At 65.1% G+C, this 19148-nt stretch carries 18 protein-coding genes; 15 read left to right on the forward strand and 3 right to left on the reverse strand.

The features are described 5' to 3' along the window. The first annotated feature begins 164 nt into the window (after positions 1 to 164). The 13 genes from IF12_RS26120 (at position 165) to IF12_RS24855 (ending at position 13760) form a co-directional block, all read left to right on the forward strand. Complete coding sequence (locus IF12_RS26120) at positions 165 to 761, forward strand: hypothetical protein (RefSeq protein ID WP_166659570.1); 597 nt, start codon at positions 165 to 167, stop codon at positions 759 to 761. Beyond that, positions 748 to 1176 carry a DUF2550 family protein gene (locus tag IF12_RS0109190; RefSeq protein ID WP_030157205.1) on the forward strand — a complete coding sequence of 143 codons (429 nt, stop codon included), beginning with the start codon at positions 748 to 750 and terminating at the stop codon, positions 1174 to 1176. Before IF12_RS26120 ends, IF12_RS0109190 begins: the two co-directional genes overlap by 14 nt. Further along, a complete protein-coding gene (locus IF12_RS0109195; protein WP_051704174.1) occupies positions 1169 to 1732 on the forward strand; it encodes a 2'-5' RNA ligase family protein in 564 nt (187 codons plus the stop codon). The genes IF12_RS0109190 and IF12_RS0109195 overlap by 8 nt, the downstream gene beginning before the upstream one ends. Positions 1733 to 1875: 143 nt before the next feature. Then, a complete protein-coding gene (gene fxlM, locus IF12_RS0109200; RefSeq protein WP_197034664.1) occupies positions 1876 to 3147 on the forward strand; it encodes a methyltransferase, FxLD system in 1272 nt (423 codons plus the stop codon). A 26-nt stretch (positions 3148 to 3173) separates the two neighbouring features. Beyond that, positions 3174 to 3335 (forward strand): FxLD family lanthipeptide, encoded by a 162-nt coding sequence (locus IF12_RS24850; protein WP_081913431.1) that lies wholly within the window; start codon positions 3174 to 3176, stop codon positions 3333 to 3335. A gap of 65 nt (positions 3336 to 3400) precedes the next feature. Then, positions 3401 to 6442, forward strand: a complete 3042-nt coding sequence (locus IF12_RS0109210) for a lantibiotic dehydratase (protein WP_051704175.1) — start codon at positions 3401 to 3403, stop codon at positions 6440 to 6442. Next, positions 6409 to 7662, forward strand: a complete 1254-nt coding sequence (locus tag IF12_RS0109215; RefSeq protein WP_133884200.1) for a lanthionine synthetase C family protein — start codon at positions 6409 to 6411, stop codon at positions 7660 to 7662. The genes IF12_RS0109210 and IF12_RS0109215 overlap by 34 nt, the downstream gene beginning before the upstream one ends. Further along, positions 7662 to 8549 (forward strand): thiopeptide-type bacteriocin biosynthesis protein, encoded by an 888-nt coding sequence (locus IF12_RS0109220; protein ID WP_051704176.1) that lies wholly within the window; start codon positions 7662 to 7664, stop codon positions 8547 to 8549. The genes IF12_RS0109215 and IF12_RS0109220 overlap by 1 nt, the downstream gene beginning before the upstream one ends. Beyond that, complete coding sequence (locus tag IF12_RS0109225; protein ID WP_133884201.1) at positions 8542 to 9684, forward strand: hypothetical protein; 1143 nt, start codon at positions 8542 to 8544, stop codon at positions 9682 to 9684. The genes IF12_RS0109220 and IF12_RS0109225 overlap by 8 nt, the downstream gene beginning before the upstream one ends. Positions 9685 to 9905: 221 nt before the next feature. Beyond that, the gene (locus IF12_RS0109230; protein ID WP_133884202.1) at positions 9906 to 10997 is read left to right on the forward strand and encodes a hypothetical protein; all 1092 of its coding nucleotides are present in this window, start codon (positions 9906 to 9908) and stop codon (positions 10995 to 10997) included. A 290-nt stretch (positions 10998 to 11287) separates the two neighbouring features. After that, positions 11288 to 12385 carry a hypothetical protein gene (locus tag IF12_RS0109235; protein WP_030157226.1) on the forward strand — a complete coding sequence of 366 codons (1098 nt, stop codon included), beginning with the start codon at positions 11288 to 11290 and terminating at the stop codon, positions 12383 to 12385. Between the two features lie 338 nt (positions 12386 to 12723). Next, a complete protein-coding gene (locus tag IF12_RS0109240; RefSeq protein WP_030157228.1) occupies positions 12724 to 13566 on the forward strand; it encodes a Scr1 family TA system antitoxin-like transcriptional regulator in 843 nt (280 codons plus the stop codon). Next, positions 13563 to 13760: a DUF397 domain-containing protein gene (locus tag IF12_RS24855; RefSeq protein WP_081913433.1), complete on the forward strand. Its 198-nt coding sequence runs from the start codon at positions 13563 to 13565 to the stop codon at positions 13758 to 13760. The genes IF12_RS0109240 and IF12_RS24855 overlap by 4 nt, the downstream gene beginning before the upstream one ends. A gap of 164 nt (positions 13761 to 13924) precedes the next feature. Here IF12_RS24855 and IF12_RS0109245 read toward each other — a convergent pair whose 3' ends face one another. Further along, on the reverse strand, positions 13925 to 15925 hold the full coding sequence (locus IF12_RS0109245; RefSeq protein ID WP_133884203.1) for a hypothetical protein: 2001 nt from the start codon (positions 15923 to 15925) through the stop codon (positions 13925 to 13927). 114 nt (positions 15926 to 16039) lie between these two features. Then, on the reverse strand, positions 16040 to 16681 hold the full coding sequence (locus IF12_RS23955; protein WP_081913434.1) for a helix-turn-helix domain-containing protein: 642 nt from the start codon (positions 16679 to 16681) through the stop codon (positions 16040 to 16042). A 119-nt stretch (positions 16682 to 16800) separates the two neighbouring features. Here IF12_RS23955 and IF12_RS26125 point away from each other — a divergent pair, with 119 nt between their 5' ends. Together IF12_RS26125 and IF12_RS0109265 are read left to right on the forward strand one after the other, a co-directional pair. After that, positions 16801 to 17070, forward strand: coding sequence for a helix-turn-helix domain-containing protein (locus IF12_RS26125; RefSeq protein ID WP_197034665.1), 270 nt, complete (start codon positions 16801 to 16803; stop codon positions 17068 to 17070). Continuing rightward, positions 17067 to 17378 carry a hypothetical protein gene (locus tag IF12_RS0109265; protein ID WP_030157240.1) on the forward strand — a complete coding sequence of 104 codons (312 nt, stop codon included), beginning with the start codon at positions 17067 to 17069 and terminating at the stop codon, positions 17376 to 17378. Before IF12_RS26125 ends, IF12_RS0109265 begins: the two co-directional genes overlap by 4 nt. Before the next feature lie 232 nt (positions 17379 to 17610). On the opposite strand, the gene IF12_RS24860 is transcribed toward IF12_RS0109265, so the two are convergent. Beyond that, entirely contained in the window at positions 17611 to 18900 is a 1290-nt protein-coding gene (locus IF12_RS24860; RefSeq protein WP_133884204.1) for a pentapeptide repeat-containing protein, read from the reverse strand. Positions 18901 to 19148 lie beyond the last annotated feature (248 nt).

Below are 19148 nucleotides of genomic sequence, written 5' to 3' on the forward strand. Positions count from 1 at the left end.
CGTGGGGCCGCTGGCACACGAAAGGTTAGGACTTCCGTGGTTGCGAATATCGTATCCAGTGAGCTCAGCAGCGTCCAAGATCAAGGCGCTCAAGATGATTTGTTGGCGGTCCGCCTCGGTCAGGCTCCTGGCCGGGCCGTGGGTGTGGCGCGGGTGGAGGGAGCGTGAAGCGAGGCGACGAACTGGTCTGCCCATCGGTGGTGCTGCGCCTTGATGAGGGCACCACGCTGCGCATGACCGCGTATCTCGGCGATTCGATGGTCGGTGTCACCACGGCTGTCTGGCCGCCCGAGCCGGTAGCGCTGATCGACTGGCACACGGGCAGTGTCAGGTGCGGGTTCACCGAGGACTTTGCCGACCTACTCGGGGAACTCGAAGAAGTCTTGTCCGATGAATCCGTTGCCCTGTACTCCTCGTTCCGGCTCGGATTGGCTACGGCACCGCCCGAAACCGAGGACTTGTCAACGACGATGACGCTCCGTGGAGTTGAACTGGCGTTCGCGTGTGACCTCGACCAAGCGCGGGTCGTCGTGACCACAGCGGACCGGGTGCCACTGCTCGTGGGCCGACTCCGGGACGCCCATCTCGATGGCACGACCACTCAATTCCGGCTCCACTCTGCCTGGACCGGCCTGTTCGGGGACACACGGGCACGGACGATCATCCGCCGGTGTGCGATCCGGCGCTGGCGTGCTGAGGACAAGCGACGGCGCCGCAGTCTTCAATCTGGGAGCGAAGGGCTGGACAGTGCTGCAACTTGAGAAGGCGCGCGTCGGACCGCATTTTGTTCCGGCCCTGTTGGGTGCCGCGGCCGGGCTCCTCGCCGCGGTGGCGACCAGCGCGGCCCACACCGCACTTATCGCGCAGCGCTCGGCGCTGTCGAGCACCGGATTCCTGGAGACGCCAAGGAGTCGGTTTCGACTCGGCATGGTCGCAGTGGTCGGCGACAAGTTGCGCTGGCACCATCTCGGCCCGCTGCCGTTGCCACCGTTCGTGATCCACCAGAGCCTGACGGTACTGACCGACAGGAGGCTCATCCCAGGCAGGACGAGGACAATGCCCGATGCAGTCGAGCTGCGCCTGGCGGCCCCTGAGGGCCCGGTGCGTCTGGTTCTGCCCGCCGAGGTCGCGGCCAAGGTAGCGGCCTGGATCGAGGAGGAGTCAGGGCATGGCTGAGCAGATCCTTGTCGGGATCGCTCTACCGGTTCCCGACCCGTGGCGGGCACTGCTCGGTTCAGTCCGATGCGCCTTGGGCGACCCGCTCGGCGAGGTCGTCCCCGCCCACGTCACCGTCCTTCCGCCCACCTGGGTTCGCCCCGCGCAACTGCCGGGGCTTGTCCGCCATGCCCGGTCTGTCGCGGCCGCATGGGCACCGATCACGGTCGAGCTCGACGGCGTCGAGACCTTCCTCCCGGACTCCGATGTGGTCTACGCACGGCTCACATCTGGGGCGGACGAGTGCGCCGGGCTGGCGGCAGGGCTGGGATCGGGCCCCGTCACCGTTCGACCGACCTATCCCTTCCATGCGCACGTAACCATCGCGCACCACTGTGGCCCTGCGGCGCTGAAACGCGCTCTTGTCCTTCTGAGCGGTTTCCGCGCACGATTCGACCTCGCGGAGCTGTTGGTGTCGATCTCTGCCGGTTCGCTCACTGAATGGACTGCGGTGCAGCGCATCTCGTTCAACCCTGCGCCGATCGCCACTGCCTTGTCTGCAGGGTGGTCGCGGTGAACGGGGGGTGAGACAGGAGGAAGTCCCTGCCGACCTGGTCGAGCGGTGTGCCCCGAGGACGAGATGGCAGTAGGCGGCCATGAAGTCTCGGCGTGCGCGGGCATTCGACACCAACCGAAGAACACCAGCAACAGGAGGAAAATGTGAGCAGCGAATCCACGATGACCGATGAGGAAGCTACCGCGGGGCGGCTGCGCCGTGAACTGGCTGAAGCGATCGTCAAGAACCGCGGTGACATCGGCCAGTCGGTCGACGAGACGATCCTGGACGCAGTGCGTGCGGTCCCTCGGCACTTGTTCACGCCGGGCCTGAGCTTGGAGGAGGGCTACGCCAACGCGGTCGCGATCATGCTGTACGACGCCGACGGAGTGCCGATCAGTTCGGTCTCGGCACCGTGGCTCCAGGCGATGATGCTTCAGCAGGCGCAGCTCCGGCGGGGAATGCGAGTGCTGGAGATCGGTAGCGGCGGCTACAACGCGGCGCTGATCGCCGAACTCGTGGGCCCCACCGGCTCGGTGGTCACGCTAGACATCGATCCCGACGTCATCGCGCGCGCCGATCAGGGCCTGACCGACGCGGGCTATGGGGACGTGGTCACCGTCGTGCGCGGCGACGGCGAGTTCGGTGCTCCGGAGTACGGGCCGTTCGACCGCATCTTGGTCACCGTCAGCGCCCCCGACATCCCCCCGGCGTGGGTCGATCAACTCGCCGAGGACGGGCGCCTGGTCCTCCCACTGCGCATCCGCGGACTGGAGCGATCCTTCGTGTTCGAACGCGAAGGGGGACACCTGACCTGCACTGAGTTCGAGCTATGCGGGTTCGTGCCGATGCAGGGAGTCGGGGAGAACCGCGAGCGCATGGTCGCCCTCCACGGCGAGGACATCGCGCTGCGGGTCGACGACCGCCAGCCGGTCGAAGCCGGACCGCTGCGCCAGGCCCTCACGCAGCCCCGGATCGAAGCGTGGTCGGGAGTGCGGGTCGGTGGGATGGAACCGTGGGACGACCTGGACATGTGGCTCGCCACCGTCGCTTCCGCGTTCGGGTACCTCACCGCCACCGACGCCGGCTGGGATTCAGGTCTGGTGACGTTGTCGCGGCGATGGGGTATGGCCGCGATCTGGGACCGTGACTCGCTCGCCTACCTGACGCTGCGCCCGGTCGATGAGGCGCGCACCGAATACGAGTTCGGCGCGTTCGCCCACGGCCCTAACGCCATCGAGCTTGCTGACCGGATCGTGCGGCACACCCGCAGTTGGGGCCGCGACCAGCGCCGCGGGAACCGGCCCCATTTCGAGGTCCACCCGAAGACCGCACTGGACGGCGACCTGCCGCAAGGTCTGGTCGTCGAGAAGCGACACAACCGCGTCACCGTCTCCTGGCCCTCGACCACCGGTCGAGCGGGCCAGGTGCAGTAATCCGTAAACCGACAACAGGGAGTGACATGAGTACCCAGACCCAGCAGCTCACCGAGACCGAACCCGACGACGCGTTCGAGTTGGACATCCAGTTCGTGGAGTCGGGACCTGACCTCGGACGGATCCTCTACGACACCTCCGACGGATGCGGGCAGACCTGCGAGAGCGCCTGCAACAGCTGCGGATAATCCGCGGCGCCGGTACCGACCTGCACGGTCGGTACCGGCCCCCGTCACACTTCTGGAGGATCACCATGTTCCGTGCCGTCGACGCCGGATTGGTCCGCGCGACCGCCCGCGCGACCGCCGCAACTCTGCCGTCCCTGCCCTCGCCCGAACGAGCCGACGCCGATGCTGCTCGGGCTCAGCGCGAGTGGATCAGACTGGCTTGGCGCGACGTCGGTTTCGCTGCGGCAGTCGAAGTTGCCTCGCCGGCGCTCGCGGAGCGGATCGAAGCGATTCTCACCGGCGTTGTGGTAGACCCTGAGCAGATACGACGGGTCGCGTTCGCTCTCTTGCGCTACGACCTGCGTTTCGAATCGCGCGCGACACCGTTCGGTCTCTTCGCCGGAATTGCTCCCGTTCGTCTCGCCGATACGCCAAAGGTATTGATCGGATCGAAGCACCGTGCGGTCGCGCGGCCGGAGGCACTGCGGCTGCGACGACTCACCGCCCCGATCGTGCAAGGACCTCTCGCCGATCTGACGGTTCTGTTCAACAATCTGGCGTCGGTCCAAGGTGGGCGATTGATCGTGCTGTCCCCGGCCGGACGCAACGAGCCCGGCCCGATCGCAGCCACGTTGCGGCACACCCCGGCGACCGCAGCAGTGCAGCGACTTGCCGCCGGTCCAATCCGGTTCGCTGATCTGGCGGCGAAGCTCACCACCGAGTTTGCCGGTACGTCGGCATCCACGGTCGAGGCGATGCTGCGTGCGCTGGTCGATCAAGGGGTGCTCCTGACGCGACTTGAACCGCCCATGAGCGAACCCGACCCACTCGGGTCCATCGCGCACGGACTGGGACACGCCCCTCAGACAGTGCCGCAACCTATGTTCCAGGAATCGCATCAGGCGCTTCGAGCAGTCGGTGCGGCCCCTGGGCACGACGAGCAGCGCGCGGCACTGCGCGAAGCCGCCCGTGTCCTCGGGCGGGAGGGCGACCGCCCGGCGCTGGCGGTCGACCTCGCCTTGGACTTGGATGTGACCCTGCCGTCGAAGGTGGTCGCCGAAGCAGAACGCGCGGCGACTGCGCTTCTGCGCCTGACCCCACTTCCGAGAGGGTTCGGGCCGTGGGCGGCCTACCACCTTCAGTTCCTTGAACGGTATGGCCTTGGCGCAGTCGTGCGGGTGGGGGAACTGGTCGACCCGATCGCAGGACTCGGTTTTCCCGCGGGTTTCCGCGACTCCCTCCTCTCCTCGCCGACAACCGCAATCACCGCCCGAGACCGGGCGCTGATCGCGCTCGCGCACGAGGCGATCCGGCACGAGCAGCGCGAGATCGAGCTGGACACGCACGGCCTTGACGAGATCGCAGCCGAAGCGGTCACCACACCGCCCCACGTCGGCATCGCCTTCCACCTACGCGCAACCGACCTCGACGCGGTCGCCTCCGGGCAATTCACGCTCGGCGTCGAAGGAGCCGGCCGTGCGGTCGGCACGACCGAGGGCCGGTTCCTGCACCTGCTCGACCCGGGCGACCGCGCCCGAATACAGCAGGTGTGGGACCATCTGCCGACCACGATGGACGGCGCGAGGCGGGTGCAGGTTTCAGCGCCGCCCTTGTTCACCTCGACCGCGAACGTCAGCCGGGTACCGCAGGCGATCGGCGACTTCTTGGCACTCGGCGAATTCCCTCCCCCAGATGCGAACCTGATCAGCCTCGCCGATCTCGCCGTCTCGGCCGATGCCGAACATCTCTTCCTCGTCGATCTCACTGACGGGACGGTCGTAGAGCCTATGGTCCCCAACGCGGTCGAACCGATCATCCGGATGCACCCGCTCCAACGGTTCCTGGCCGAACTGCCGCGCGCTCGCACTTCGGTATACGCGAAGTTCGACTGGGGCGCCGCGGCGGCGCTCCCGGTACTCCCCAGTGTGCGGCTGGGCCGCACCCTTCTCGCGCCCGTGCGGTGGAGGCTGCACGCCGAGCAACTCCCCGGCAAAGACCGTCCATGGAGCGAATGGGCGTCGGCATGGGGCAGTCTCCGCGACGACCACCAGCTCCCCAGCCGCCTGTACTTGGGCGAGAACGACGTCCGCATCTGCATCGACCTCGGAGACCGGGCGCACCTGGTCTTGCTGCGCCGCGAACTCGACCGGCACCGAACGGTCGTCCTACGCGAAGCCCCGAGCCGCGCCGACTTCGGCTGGATCGGCGGACGCGCCCACGAGATCACCCTCCCGCTTGCCGCGACCGCCCCACCTGCACCGCAACGCCTGCGCCCGCCCGGCCCCCCGCGACTCACCACCGCGGAGGACGAGCACCTACCCGGTTCCGGGACCTGGCTCTACGCCAAGATCCACGTCCACCCCGCCCGAGCCGATGAGCTGCTGACCGAGCATCTTGCCCGGTTCGCCGCCGAAACCGGACTCGACTGGTGGTTCATCCGCTACCTTGACCCGCTCCCGCATCTGCGCGTGCGCTTCCGACTGACCGCGGCCACCGGATACGGGTCTCTCGCTGAGCGGCTTGGAGCTTGGGCCGGGGAGCTGCGACAGCGAGGGCTGATAGCCGGTCTCCAGCTCGACACGTACACCCCCGAGATCGGCCGGTACGGGCCCGGCCCGGCGTTGACCGCCGCCGAGGAGGTCTTCACCGTCGACTCGATCGCCGCTCTCGCCCAGATCCGTCACGCCGCCCCAGCGCCCGGCCTTGGGCTGGTGCTTCGCGCGGCAAGCCTCATCGACTTGACCATCGCCTTCACTGGGTCCGTGGACCATGGGATGCGCTGGCTCCTAGAACACGTCGACCGCAGCGGGCCACCCCTGGATCGCACCGCCCACACCAGGCTTGCCGAACTGCTGGACCCCCACGCGTCAGGCGGACAGCATCTGTCCGCATCGCCTTCGGGTTCGGCGGTGGTTGACGCCTGGGGGCAACGGGCGCGTGTCGTCGGACGATATCGGTTCGCCCTTACCACGGCCGAGCATCCGGCAGATCCGGTCCTTTCCGCGCTGCTGCACCTCCATCACATCCGGGTGGCCGGCATCGACCCCGGCAGTGAGCAGGCCACGCTGAAGCTCGCCCGGGCTGCGGCGCTCGCTTGGCAATCCCGCAATCGAAGGGGCTCATCATGAATCGCACCAGTGTCGCGGGCGTCGCCGCGGCCGACCGGCTCGCCCACCGCTTGACCGCGCCCGACGCTGGCGGGTTCCGTCCGGGAGTCGCAGCGCAATCGCTCGGCGCGGGCGGCCTCGGCGCGGTGCTACTGCACTTCGAACGCCTCCGTCTCGGCTTGAGCGACGATGTCACGGCCCGCGCCTGGCTGCGAGCGGTTGCCCACCCGCACGTCAACAGCGCCGCCGCGACCAACCTCTTTAACGGCGCCCCCGCCCTCGCGTTCGTCCTCCACGCCACCGACGCCCCGCCCCGCTATGACGAACTTCGCTCCCGACTGCACGAACAGGTCCGGGCCATCACGGTGAGGCGGCTCGGACTCGCTCGCGAACGCCTCACCGAGCATTTGCCCACGGGCTTCGCCGAGTACAGCCAGCTCTCAGGACTGAGCGGCCTGGGGACCTATCTGCTCGCGACCGAGACCGATAGCGATCTGACCGGTGAGATTCTCGCCTACCTGGTTGCCCTGATCAAGCCGATCAGCATCGACGGCGTTTGGGTGCCCGGATGGTGGTCGGGCCACGACCCCTTCCTGAAACAGTCCCCGGAGTTCTCCGGCGGGCACCTCAATCTCGGTGCCGCGCACGGCATCCCCGGACCCCTGACCGTGCTCGCCTTCGCCTACGCCGCCGGCCTGCGCGTCCCCGGCCAGCGTGAGGCGATCGAGTGGATCTGCCAGTTCTACGACACCTGGCAGGACGAGTCCGGCTGGTGGCCCCAATGGCTCACCCGTGTCGACTTCGCCGTCGGCCGGGCTTCCCAGCCAGGTCCGGGGCGGCCCAGCTGGTGCTACGGCACCCCCGGGATCGCCCGTGCGCTGCAACTGGCCGCAATCGCCCTTGACGACTCCGCCCGGCAGAGCGCCGCCGAGGATGCCTTCGTTCGCTGTCTTGCCGACCCTGAGCAGACGGGGCGTCTAGCCGAAGGCGGTCTGTGCCACGGGACCGCCGGGCTCTACCGCATCACGCAACGCGTCGCCGAAGACGCCCGAGACGACCGGTTCACCTCGGCGCTCACCGGCCTCGAAGCGATCCTGACCAGCAATGCGGTGCCGGAGGCCGGATTCCTCGACGGTGAAGCCGGGCTCGGGCTCACCCTGCTCAGCACCGGCCCACGGATCGCCGACGCGAGCGTCTGGGACGCCGCGCTCGGGCTCATCGCACCGAAGGCGGTTGTCTGATGGACGGTCAGCTCACAGCCGACACCTGGCTCCAGGCCGCGGTGCGCCTGACCGATCCCAGCCGCGCCGAACGCTACTTCGCCGGGATCCTGTGGCCGGCCATCTGGTCGTGCATGCAGGACCACGTGCTCGGCGGCTGGTTCTTCGTCCGCAAGACTCCCTGGTGGCGGCTGCGCTACCGGCCCGCACCCGGCATAGAACCGGAGCAGGCCCGTTCCCGCATCACCGAAATCCTCACCGGACTCCAGTCCCGACCGTATCTGGCCGAGTTCAACCACCAGATCTACGAACCCGAGTGCACCGCCTTCGGCGGACCGCAGGCGATGGACATCGCGCACCGCTTCTTCAACCACGACTCGGCATTCGTCAGCGAGTACCTCGGCCACCTCCATCGCAGGCCGGTCCTCGACCAGCGAAAGGAACTCTCCCTACTGTTGTGCACGGCGATGACCCGTGCCGCCGGCCAGGAATGGTACGAGCACGGCGACATCTGGGCCCGCATCGCGGCCGTCCGCGGCAACAACCCGCGCCTCCCCACCGACCCCGACACGGCCGCCGAAGCCGCCTGGCACCTGCTCACCGCCGACCCCGATGCGACCTTCGCTCGTCGTCTCCCCGACGACCTCTCCCACCGGGCCGCCGGAGCGCTCACCGAGTACCGCACCGCCGGCATCGCCCTTCGCGGATTGGCCGACCGAGGCCAACTCCAGCGAGGACTCAGGGATGTGCTAGCTCACCACATCCTGTTCGCCTGGAACCGGATCGGGCTCTCGATCCCCGATCAGCAGACCCTCGCGAGGGCAGCCCGCGACGCCGTCTTCACCAGCCCCCGAATCCAACCACCAGCCCGTCAAGCCCGCTCTGGAAGGAATCAACCCGATGCCTGACCTGCCGTCAGCGCTTGCGAAGTGGTTCCCGCTTGTACCGCGGGCACGACCGCTCTGCGCTTCCCTCGACGAGCGCATCGATGCTCTTGCCACCATGACGCAACAGGCGCACACCACCACCGAAGCCGCTGCCGCGCTTAACTTGACCGCACTCGTCGCCAGTGACATCGGCGCAGGCGAACTCGCACGGCGGATGTGCTGGGGCCAGTTCTGGATCTTCTCCGATCACGCGCCACTCGACCACCGGAGCGCGGGCATGGCCGTGGAACCGCTCATCAACCTCGCCAGGCTCGCCATCCGCAACGGGGACGGAGACCGCGCCTACCGAATTCTCGACCAGACCTTCACCGCGGCAACCGAAGGCACAGACACCGCTATCGACGAACACCGAGTCAGCATGGCCTCCTTGGCCGCAGATTGGGCAGGACGACAAGAGATGCGCGAGCGCGTGTGGGTTGCACTCCTCTCCGACGGCACTCGAGCGCTCACTCGTGCCGGACGATGGGCAGAGGCGCAACGGTCCGTCTTGCGGCACAAGGGCATCGGTGACCGCCTCCTCGACGGTCGGCAGACCGCGATCATCGCCAACTTGGCGGCGGGCGCATTCGATACCGCGCAAGCGCTCATTGCCGACACGGCGGTCACAGACCTGTGGGAACAAGCACTCGCCAGGTACTTCCAGGCAGTCGCTGACCATGCGCGCGGCCGTGCGAACACGACCGCTCTCACGGATCTCACCGACCGCGTCACGCGCCTGGAGCTGCCGACTGAGCAACGTCTGTTCCATATCCGACTCGGCTTGAGCGCACTCGATCTCACACGCATGTCCGGCCGAGATTCGAAAGAAATTGCGATCATAATGGGGCAAGTCACTCAAGATATAGGCGACGCCTATGCCGCGCGTGACCTCCTTGCGAGTGCGAGTTTCCGGAGCGAGATCGACCCGGAAACCGCGGCCCACCTCGCCACAATGTTGCAACAATCCGGCCTTGACCATAGCGCGGACCCGCCTTCGCCGCAGCGAACCCGCGCTCGCCGCATCGGTAGTGACTCCGACCCGACTCTGCTCGATCGGTTGAAGTCGATCACGGAGACTGCCACCGCGCAGCTCTCCCGGTGGCTCGCCAACTGCTGAGGACATTCGGAAACGGTTTGCTTGCACTGCTTCATGGGGAAGGAGAGAAACATGATGACCGGTCTGCCGGATTCTCATCGGCCGCAACGGACAGCTAGTCCGGTCGCATCGTGGAGACGCATGGATATGCTTGCGCGAACGCAGTCGAAGCCGAACCGGCCTCATGTGCGGGCGTGTCATCTCCTCGCTACGCACGCATCCACCAACGTCGGGGTGAGACCATGAAGCAGCGGCACCGCCTTCGGGCCGTGCACAGGTGGTTCGCCGACCACCGTCGCGCGGTCTTGTGGACGACAGCCGCTCTCGCGGCGGCGGTCGTGACGCTGGTCGGGATGCTCGATTCTTGGCTCGACGCAGCCTTGAGCGCCGCGGTCGCCCTGGGACTGTGGCTGATCCTCGCCTGGTTCCTGCCGCCCGGCACTGCGGATGTCTCCCGACGCATCGACCGTCAAGGCCCAGTCGCCGCGCTGCCTTCCCCTTCGACCTTGTTCGACCGATGGCGTGCGCGAAACTGGCGTCGAGCGCTCACGAGAACCTTGACCGAGTCGACGTTGTCGTTGCCGACGCAACTTGAGATGGTCACTTTGCTGATGCGGGACGCCGACGCAGAGACGCTTGCCGACCTCCGTCCTCTCGCCACCGATCCTGAGGTCGCTCCAGACGTGCGGTTGCGGATCGCCGCGGCGCTGGCTCCGCGGGACCACATCTTGGCGACGCGGACCTATCGCATGGTCACGGACGACGAGCACGCCCCCATCGTGACACGGTTGACGGCCGCAGAACTGCTGTACGCGCACTCACGGCAGGCCGGGGAGCCCTACCTCCAGTCCATCGTCAAGTCCTCCGACACCCCCGACGCCCTCCGGCTGAAGGCCGCGATCTCCTACACCGAAGGCGAACCCGAGAGCGTGCCATCCGCAGATTCGGCTGCCTTGCTGGCGTACCTCGTAGGCGAGTCCACCCTCGACGCGGACATTCGCATCGAGGCTGCCGAACTGCTCGGGCGAAGCAACCCGGCACGTGCCGCGCGCGCGTTGTGGACTTTGGCCAACGATCCACAGGTCGACTCCGACCAGCGCTTCGCGGCGATCGCGCTTCTGACGCAGCATGATGCGTCGCAGGCACTGCACTGCTATAAGGCGATGGCGTACGACCCGAGCCTGACATGGGCAGTTCGCCTGGATGCGGCCGTCCGGCTCGGCGAGATCGACGAATCTGACGGGCGGCTCACACTGCAAGCGTTCCAACGTGATCCTGATCTCGATGAACGCACGAAGTTCGAAGTTGTCAGAAAACTGACACTCGGAATGTGATCTCGCTCAAATGTGCATTATCGACATCGTCCGGATATCAAAGCACAAGCGAGACAACAACAAACATGCGGTACCAGTACCGATGCGCTTGCATCATATCGATATGCGTGATGACACCGTACAGGACATCCGTCTTGTAAAGGCTTTCAAGGGCGACTATCGGACTCGTTGTGCGTCAGGGGGGAAAACCACCGCATAGAGTTGAGCCGCTACGATTCCCGGCAAGAGGTTGCCGAACGTAGTGGACCGACCTCACTGAGGCGTAAGAATCAACAGAGGAGTTGACCCCTATGTCCCATGAGTCGCATGGGGACAAACGGCCGTGGTGGCGTCGCCACCCACTGGTCATCACGTTCATAATCATCGCGCTCATCGCCCCCGGGCTCACGCTCGTGGGTTGGGTGGCGATTGAGTATCTTCCGGTCGTTGGACCTGCGCTCGCGGTTCTCGGCACCCTGGTAATGGAGAGGATTCGAACTGCGCACCAACAAGTTGAGACCCATCTTCGGCCGGTGATGGGGGGTTTGGCCACGTACGTTGAGAAGGCATGGGTCGCCCTTACCGGACGGCATTCCCGATGGTGGTGGCGCCGTTTCGAAACGATGCGGCGCCAACAGCGACAGCTCGAACTGCCGCCCCCCGGGGCCGCGTCGAGGTTCGATCAGATTCTCGGCCGTGACATGGAATGCTCGCCGATCACCAACATCATTGGCCTGCACGCCGGGACTGACGGGGCGATCAACGGCTTGCTGTTTCGGATGCAGGCGGCACTCCTGGCCCCGGTTGAGATCTGGGAGCGCGAGCGGAAGTCTCTGGAGACACAGTTCTTTCACGATGGTACCCAGCCGTGGACGAGGGTACTCATCGCGACGTGCATCGCGCGGCGTGATCGCTCGCGTGGAGTCGATCTGCTCGGGCGCCTGTTCACCGACGCCGAACAGCCTAGTGAGATCCGTATCCTCGCGGTAGACGAGATGCACGTCTGGGATCCGGGCATGGCCGCTCTGGCGTACGAGGTGATCGCGGACTCACCCGAGTTCGGTGCGCGCGAGCGGATCATGGCCGCCGAGCGGTTGGCACGCACGGATGTCAACCGGGCGGCTTCGGCGCTATACCGGATCGTCACCGACAGCTCGTTCGCGGTCGAAGACCGGTATTTTGCCGCTGAGCGCACCGGGATCTACAAGCGAGAGACCATGATCGAGGCCTACTGGTTCCTGACCACCGCTCGGTCGATCGACCTGCTCGACAGGGTTCCCGCCACTGGGCGGCTTGCCGAATTGGGCCATTCGGCCGCGCGGGAGCTACTGCTCCACGGGGCGATGAACATCTCGAACCCTCCCGAGGTTCGAGAGTTCTGCATGCGACTCCTTCAACGGCTATATTAGGCAGGAAACAACGTACGCCCTGGATCGGTCGGCGTTGCACGCTATACCTCCGGCGGATGCGCTCACCACCTGGTTATCCCCATCTTCAATGCCCATTCAGGAATCACATGAATGTTCTGGGCATTTTCCCGCCCTGAGATTACCGCGATTCTGCAAGCGGTGTCGGCCGGGCGAACGGGTGAACGCGGTGCCTTCGACAATCCTGGTGGTGCCCGGCAGGTGATCCTTTCCGGGCACCACCAGTTGCTCTTCCGCGATTCTTCTCTGGGGACTTCAGTCATACGGACGTGGGAAGCCCCCTTGAAGAAGGAGGACGCGGAACCATAGAATCAACCGTTATGACAGACGGTGACGACTTCGTAAGCTCACCTCCGCTCACTGAGCTTGCCCAGCAGATGGTCTACGAACGCACCAGGCCTCGGTCTCGCAAGCCCAACGGCTTCAAGAAGAGCGAGATCCCTGGCAACATCTGTTCGGCGCGCACTCTTGATCGCATCGAGTCGGGGACCTACCGGGGTATGAGCCTGGGAAAGATCCTGGAACTCCTCGACTTCTATGGCACAGAGCACCGGAGAATCGAGCAGATCAAACGCCTGGTCAAGGCGGCCAAAGCGGACGACTGGTGCAGTGTCTACAGTGATGTCGCCGATGACAAGGGTTGGTTCTACCAGCAGCGCGAAGACGCTGCAACCGACCTGTTCTTTCATTCGTGCTTCGCGCTGCCGTCATTGATTCAGGGTGAGGCGTACTACGAGCGGATCGTTGACACGAGTGAAGTGCGTGTGGCCGAGGTCGACAGCAACCAGGACGCGAGCTTTCGCATGGAACGACGGCGTCGCTGGATCGCATCAGAGCGACCTGCCCAGTTGCTCATCCACGAGGCGGCACTAACCATCGACCTGGGGCCTAAAGCGGATGAGATCCTTGCTGATCTCCGAAAGATGGTTGCACTTCCCTTCGCGGATGTGCGGGTGATCCCGTTCAAAGTTGGCCGCTATGACCTCATGGGCTATACGTTGCGGCTCTTGGAGTTCGAGGGTGGGGAGGAGAGCATCTTGCAGGTGGAATCTCCTCGGGGTTCCGGCCTGATCGCAGCGGGCTCGACTCAAGGTAAGTTCTTCATCGACGCCTACAAGCGGGCGTCCGTGAAGTCAATCGCAGCAGAGGAGTTTCTGGCATGAGTAACCCCGGCCCTTGGCGCAAGTCCTCCCGCAGCCAGGGGAATCAGAACGACAACTGTGTTGAAGTTCGTCTAAATGCTGGTGTTCCAGAGATTTCAGACAGCAAGCTCCCGGACGACCGCCCGATCTTGCCGATCTCGTCTAGCAGCTACTACGCCTTGTTGTCCTGGGTGAAGCAGCACGGGCAAGAGTGAGCCCATGGCCGGCCGCGGCGAAACAGCGGGCCGTGCCCAAGCGAGATTGCTCAAGCTTCAACCTACTGGAGGTGGCGGACCAACACGTCCGCCGCCTCGTATCATTTGGTGCAAAATGGCAACATAGCCCCGCAAATCGGAGTATATGGACACGGTCGTTCCGCTTAGTTGCGGCGCGAGCGCCAGGCTAGCCAGCCGAGCACGCAGGCAAGCCCGGCTCCCGCGACGGTAGCGATGGTCACCAGCCCACGCGGACGCGACCATGACGCTGCTTCGTCCCCGAACGACAGGTCCAGATTCGCGCGCGGCTCACCGTCCCCCCAGCCGCCTTGGACCCGCTCAGCACCCTCATGGTGTTCCGGGGCCTCATTGGGCTTCGGCTTGTCGGTGGCCGTGCCGCCGGCCGCGGGGCCGGTGGAGTTGCCTTGGTCCGTTGCCTTCTCAACCGGTTCGTTCGCGTTCAGAGCTTGGACGATCTCGGGCCTGCCCAGATACTCGTCGAAGGCTGCGGTGAACTTCTCGAAGAAGTCAGGCGGAAGGGCGGCAACCTCGGACGGAATGACAGGGGACAGTCCCTCACCGGTGCCCTCCGCCTCTTTCCTGCGCGGCCCCATCGGCTCACCTGCAACGCCCGGTTGCGACGGCCACTCAGGACTTCGAGGTGGCTCGAAGTGCAGACGATGATCCGTCCGTTGTGGCCGCACGTCCAGGTCTGGAGGTGCATCGATATTCGAGCGGCTGAGTTGGTCCCGAACGGCGTCGGCAAACCGGTCGATCGCGGCTTCGATGTCGCGCGAGGCCAACTGCGATAGGAGCGAGTCAACGGCCGGGTTCGATGCGAAGTCGATTCCCGCTTGGTGGTGGTAGCAGACTTCGACGACCCGGATGAAGTGGAAGACCTCTGACCGCATCGAGTCGATGCGGGTCCTGAAATCGGAGAGCAGCGGTTCCAGGAAGAACTTCGTCCCCACAGCGAGAACCTTGGCCGTGAACGGTTCCGCACCCACCGACGTGGCAATCACCTCGACGCCTCTGCATATGATCCCGACGACCGGATTGGAAGCTGCACCGATCCCTATGCCCTCGGACAAGAACGTGTGCGGGACATCGAGATCAATAGCTTGGGCGCGCTCGGCTCTGGCGATGTAGATCAGTTGCAAGCCGCACTTGAGCGCGACCTTCAACTGCTCCAGCTTCTCTGTTTCCGTCATTTCGGCCGGCTGCCCCGGCTGCTCCACCGTATCTTCTGACGCCTCGCTCGCCCCGGGTTCCTTGTTGGCCTTCTTGGTTGGTTTGGGTGCGGGCTTGGGTTCGGCCTTGGCATCCTTCTCCGGGGCCTGCTTGGGGTCTCCGGTGATCTCGTCGCCGGTCTCGCCGAGTTCCTCCACATCCCCGTCTAGTTCACCAGGGGCCTCGTTGGCAGGGGCCTCGCTCTTCTCGGCGATGGGTTCCGTTTCGGATTCAGAAACAGCCTCCCCCGCAAAGGATTCGACGCGGCGCTCCTGGCCGGGATCGCTCTCCATCGAAGTTTCTTTGATTGAGCCGCGCGACTCGTCGCTGCGGTTGGAATCCGAGCCTTCGGACTCGACTGACGATTCGTTGGGAAGCTCATCGACCGGTTCGGGCACGTGCGATGTGGTACCCAACTCCAACCTGGCTGGTCTTCCAGAGTCGTCGTGGCTGGTGTCGGGTACCTCGGCATCATCGAATTCCTCTGGCCGTTCCCCTCCGGTGACCTTGCCAGCCATGGATTGGGCTTCCGGCGGGTCCGCCTCCAGCTCCTCCGGCGGTTCGATCTCCTCGATCGTCGTCTTACTGATATCCGTCTCGACCTGATCCGATGGTGGTTCCAGCTCAGCCGAAGTCTCGCCTCCGGCAATGAAGGTCTCAAGGTTTTGGCCTGGAGGCACACCGTCGTCGAGGTCTTGTTTGCGAACTCCATCCGGGCGGTTCTCGTCCGTTCGGCGAACTTCGATTGCCGATTGGCCGTCGTCGTCCCCACTATCTTCGCTGTCGGTGAAGGCGGGTTCCGCTGTCTCGCCCGAGGTCTCTTGTTGAGCGGAACGGCCGTCAGGCGTCAGCTTTTCGACCTCAAGGACTTCCAAGAAGCGCTGATGATGTAGGTCGTCGTTTTCTTCCAGCGGCTTTCCGGACTCGATACCCATGGCTCTAGATTCCCATGTCCTGGGCGGTATGGGAAGCGCCGAGGTGGGCGAGGTACTGAGCACAGTCTGCTGTGTCTACGTGTTCATTCGGCGGAAGACGGCTGGGAAGTGACTCTACGCTTTGTCACGCCGAGCTTCGAGGTTTGACAAGTCGACGCCCAGTCGCTTCGACAGCGCCTCGGCTGAGCGGATCACGTCCTCGGAGGGTTCGCCTTCGAGGAGGCTCGCGGCATACGCGAGGGCCTGTTCCCGTAGTGCCTCGGCTGCTGCGGAGGTTTCGTCGGCGCGGGAGGCGAGGCGGAGCGCCAGGGCTTGGGCGCGTTGGTCGAGGTCGCCTCGGAAGCGGCCGAGTTGCGTCCCATGTGGATGGTATTCGGCGTACGTCGATGTGTTCGCCCCGGGGAGTGGGCTGGTGCCGGTCATCCAGGCGTTGAACCGAGCTGTGGAGACGCGCACGCCAGGTGCCGGCTGGATTTCCTCGTCCTCGTCGTCGGTAGGTGTGGTTTGGAGGGTGAGCGGGGAGACGCCGAGGGCTGCGGCGATGGCGAAGAGCGTGTCGACGTGGAGTTTGGTCCGGCCCGATTCGAGGTTCCAGAGGCGGTTGTCGCTGATCACGTAGCCGTGCTCGGCGAGACGTTCGGCGAGCGCGGTGATGGAGAGTCCTTGGGCTTCGCGGATCGCGCGAATACGGTTCAGGACGAGTTCGGCGGGGGTGAGCACCCTGGCGCCAGTGGCTCTCGATCTCGGGCGTGCCATCTCGCTCCTGTCGTTTTTGCGAATCCTCTGTCCGTCACGATAGCCACTCGCGCACCATCGATGCAGGAAAGCGAAAGGATCAAGATCGATCCTGTCGAAACTGCGAGATAGGAGGCGTCATGCCGAACCGGACTCTGACGAGCAAGCCCCCGCGCTTCAGTGCGAATCGGATGTGGCGGCGCGCGGACATCGAAGCGCTGGGCACCACGTGCCCGCTGATGACGGCCGCCGACATCCTGAGCATCAGCCGGAACACCGCCTACGAGCACGCGAGCGCCGGAACCTTCCCGGTGAAGGTCCTCAAGCTCGGCAATCGATGCCGGGTGGTCGTGGAAGAACTCCTTGAACTGCTCTACGGCGCGAAGTCGGAATCGGAGGGCGAGCGGTGAGCTGCCGACGAGACATCTGGGAAGGGCTGGCGCCCGGGTCCTCCTTCGAGCCTGAGGAAATCACGCTCGAAGAGGCCGTGGGTGACCCGGAGGAGTTCATGGCCGTCTGGGAGGAACTCGGTGAGCTCGGGGACCGTGTCGCGCTGGCCGAGTTCACCGGGAGATGGATGCAGCTCGGCGAGCACGCGGCGCAGCTCCGCGCGAAGTGCCTCAATGCCGGACTCGGCGAGCGCCTGACAGAGCAGACGATCGCGGGCTTCCTCAAGGAGCTCGCGCCGCGCTGGGGGAGCTGGAACCACGATGATTAGTGCCAGTGTCCTGGCCGTCGACCGCTGCGGGGTCGGGGTGTAGGTTCTCATTGAGCTTGGCCGCCCTCCCCGCGGCGACCAGCGGTGCCACTCGATCTCTCATTGGTTTGGCCAGGCATGATTCTCACGGGAGTGACCATTCCCTCAGGCAGCCTTCCCGCGGTTCGTTCATCGCCGTGGTTGCATATCGAGCCTCAGGTTGTCTGTTGCACGACCCATTTCACGCGTCCGATCAACCCGGGGTTGTCGCAGTCTGGTTGGTGAGGTGTCCCCACCCGGGGTTGGTTGGGTCCGGATTCAAATCCCATTCTTTGGGCAGCTGGTGATGGGCTTCGATACGCAAGCAAACGCCTTGCCGTCGTAGCACCTCGAGCGAAGCTGGACTGGTCGCACAGAGAGCGCCTTGAACCCGCACCCCTCCGAACTCGATGGGACCGCCGAAGGTTGTGCCTTTGAAGTCCGCGTATCCGCCGAAGGACGCGCTCTCGAACTTCGCCGCGCGGGTGAAGATCGCGGTTCTGAACAACGCGTCCTCGGCGAAGGTCGCGCCGATGAACAACGCGTTCCCGGTGAAGGTCATGCCCGTAAACCGCGTGGTTCTGGAGAAGGTTGCGCCACCGAAATGCGCGTTGCCGGTGAAGGTTGCTCTGTCGAAATGCGCGTTGCCGGTGAAGGTCACGGACACAAACCGTGCGTCGCCGGTGAAGGTCACGCGCATGAACTGCGCGGTGTCGGTGAAGGTCGCGTTGGTGAAGTCGGCCCAGGACAGGTGGGCGCCAGCGAGTTGGATGGCGTCGAGGTGGGCATTGCGGAGATTCAGGCGGGAATGCTGCCAGTACAGGTCCTGATTGTAGAGGGTGAGGTGGCGTTGCAGGACTTCTTGGGCGATCAGGCGCACTTCGCGTTCGGCTTGGTCGCTGTGGGTTTCGGCGGGCGGAGGGCCGGTTGGCTCGAACAGTGCTGCCGAGATTGGTTTCTTCGTCTCCGGTGCTGGTGGCGTGTAGGGGAGGCGGAGGTAGGAGCAGATCTCGTCGAGGACAACCTGTCGAAGCTCGGTGTGTTGCTGCCCGATTCGCTCGAGATTATGGATTCCACCGATCCGTACGGCCGGGTTGTCAGAGCCGAGCTGCTCGACTGCCCTGATACGAGCATCGGTGATCCGGCGCTGGAGGGCGTCGTCCTCGGCGAAAGAGGTGGATTTCTCGTGGTGGTGTTGACGGCGCAGCGCCAGGATGAGGGCGGCGATCGCCACGAAGCCACCGCCAGCAGCGAGGGTGTTGCGGCGGGCTTCGGTGCGCAGGCGCGCGAGTTCGAGTTCCGCGGCTGCGTTCTGGCTTGCGGCTTCCTGCGGGCTTAGGCCTGTGGTGGCGGGCGGTCGGTCGGGGATGGGCGCGGAGAAGAAGAAATAGCTGATGAAGATTGCAGCAATGATGAGGGGGGCGGCGATCAACGCGGTCCACGTCCAAGCGCTGCTCCGAGGCTGGATCGCGGGGGTGTTACCCGGGGCAGGCTGCTGGTGCATTGTCCCAGGATAGGGGTACCGCGAGGCGCGGGGAACGGCCAAAGTGTGCCGTCCGGGTAACGAACTGTACGAATTCGTTCACCTTTATGCCGCAACTGCCCCAGTCTCTCGAACTTGTCTTTGCCGAAAACTCGCCAGTTCTCGCAAGATGAAATGGGACCTGCGACAGACAAACTGGGAGCCGACAGTTGCGCCGCAGGTCAACGGCATCGCTTCTCACGAGTCTAGCCAGTTGGACGAACCGTTGG

Origin of the sequence: Glycomyces sp. NRRL B-16210 (assembly GCF_000719515.1) — a bacterium.
Lineage (GTDB): Bacteria > Actinomycetota > Actinomycetes > Mycobacteriales > Micromonosporaceae > Glycomyces.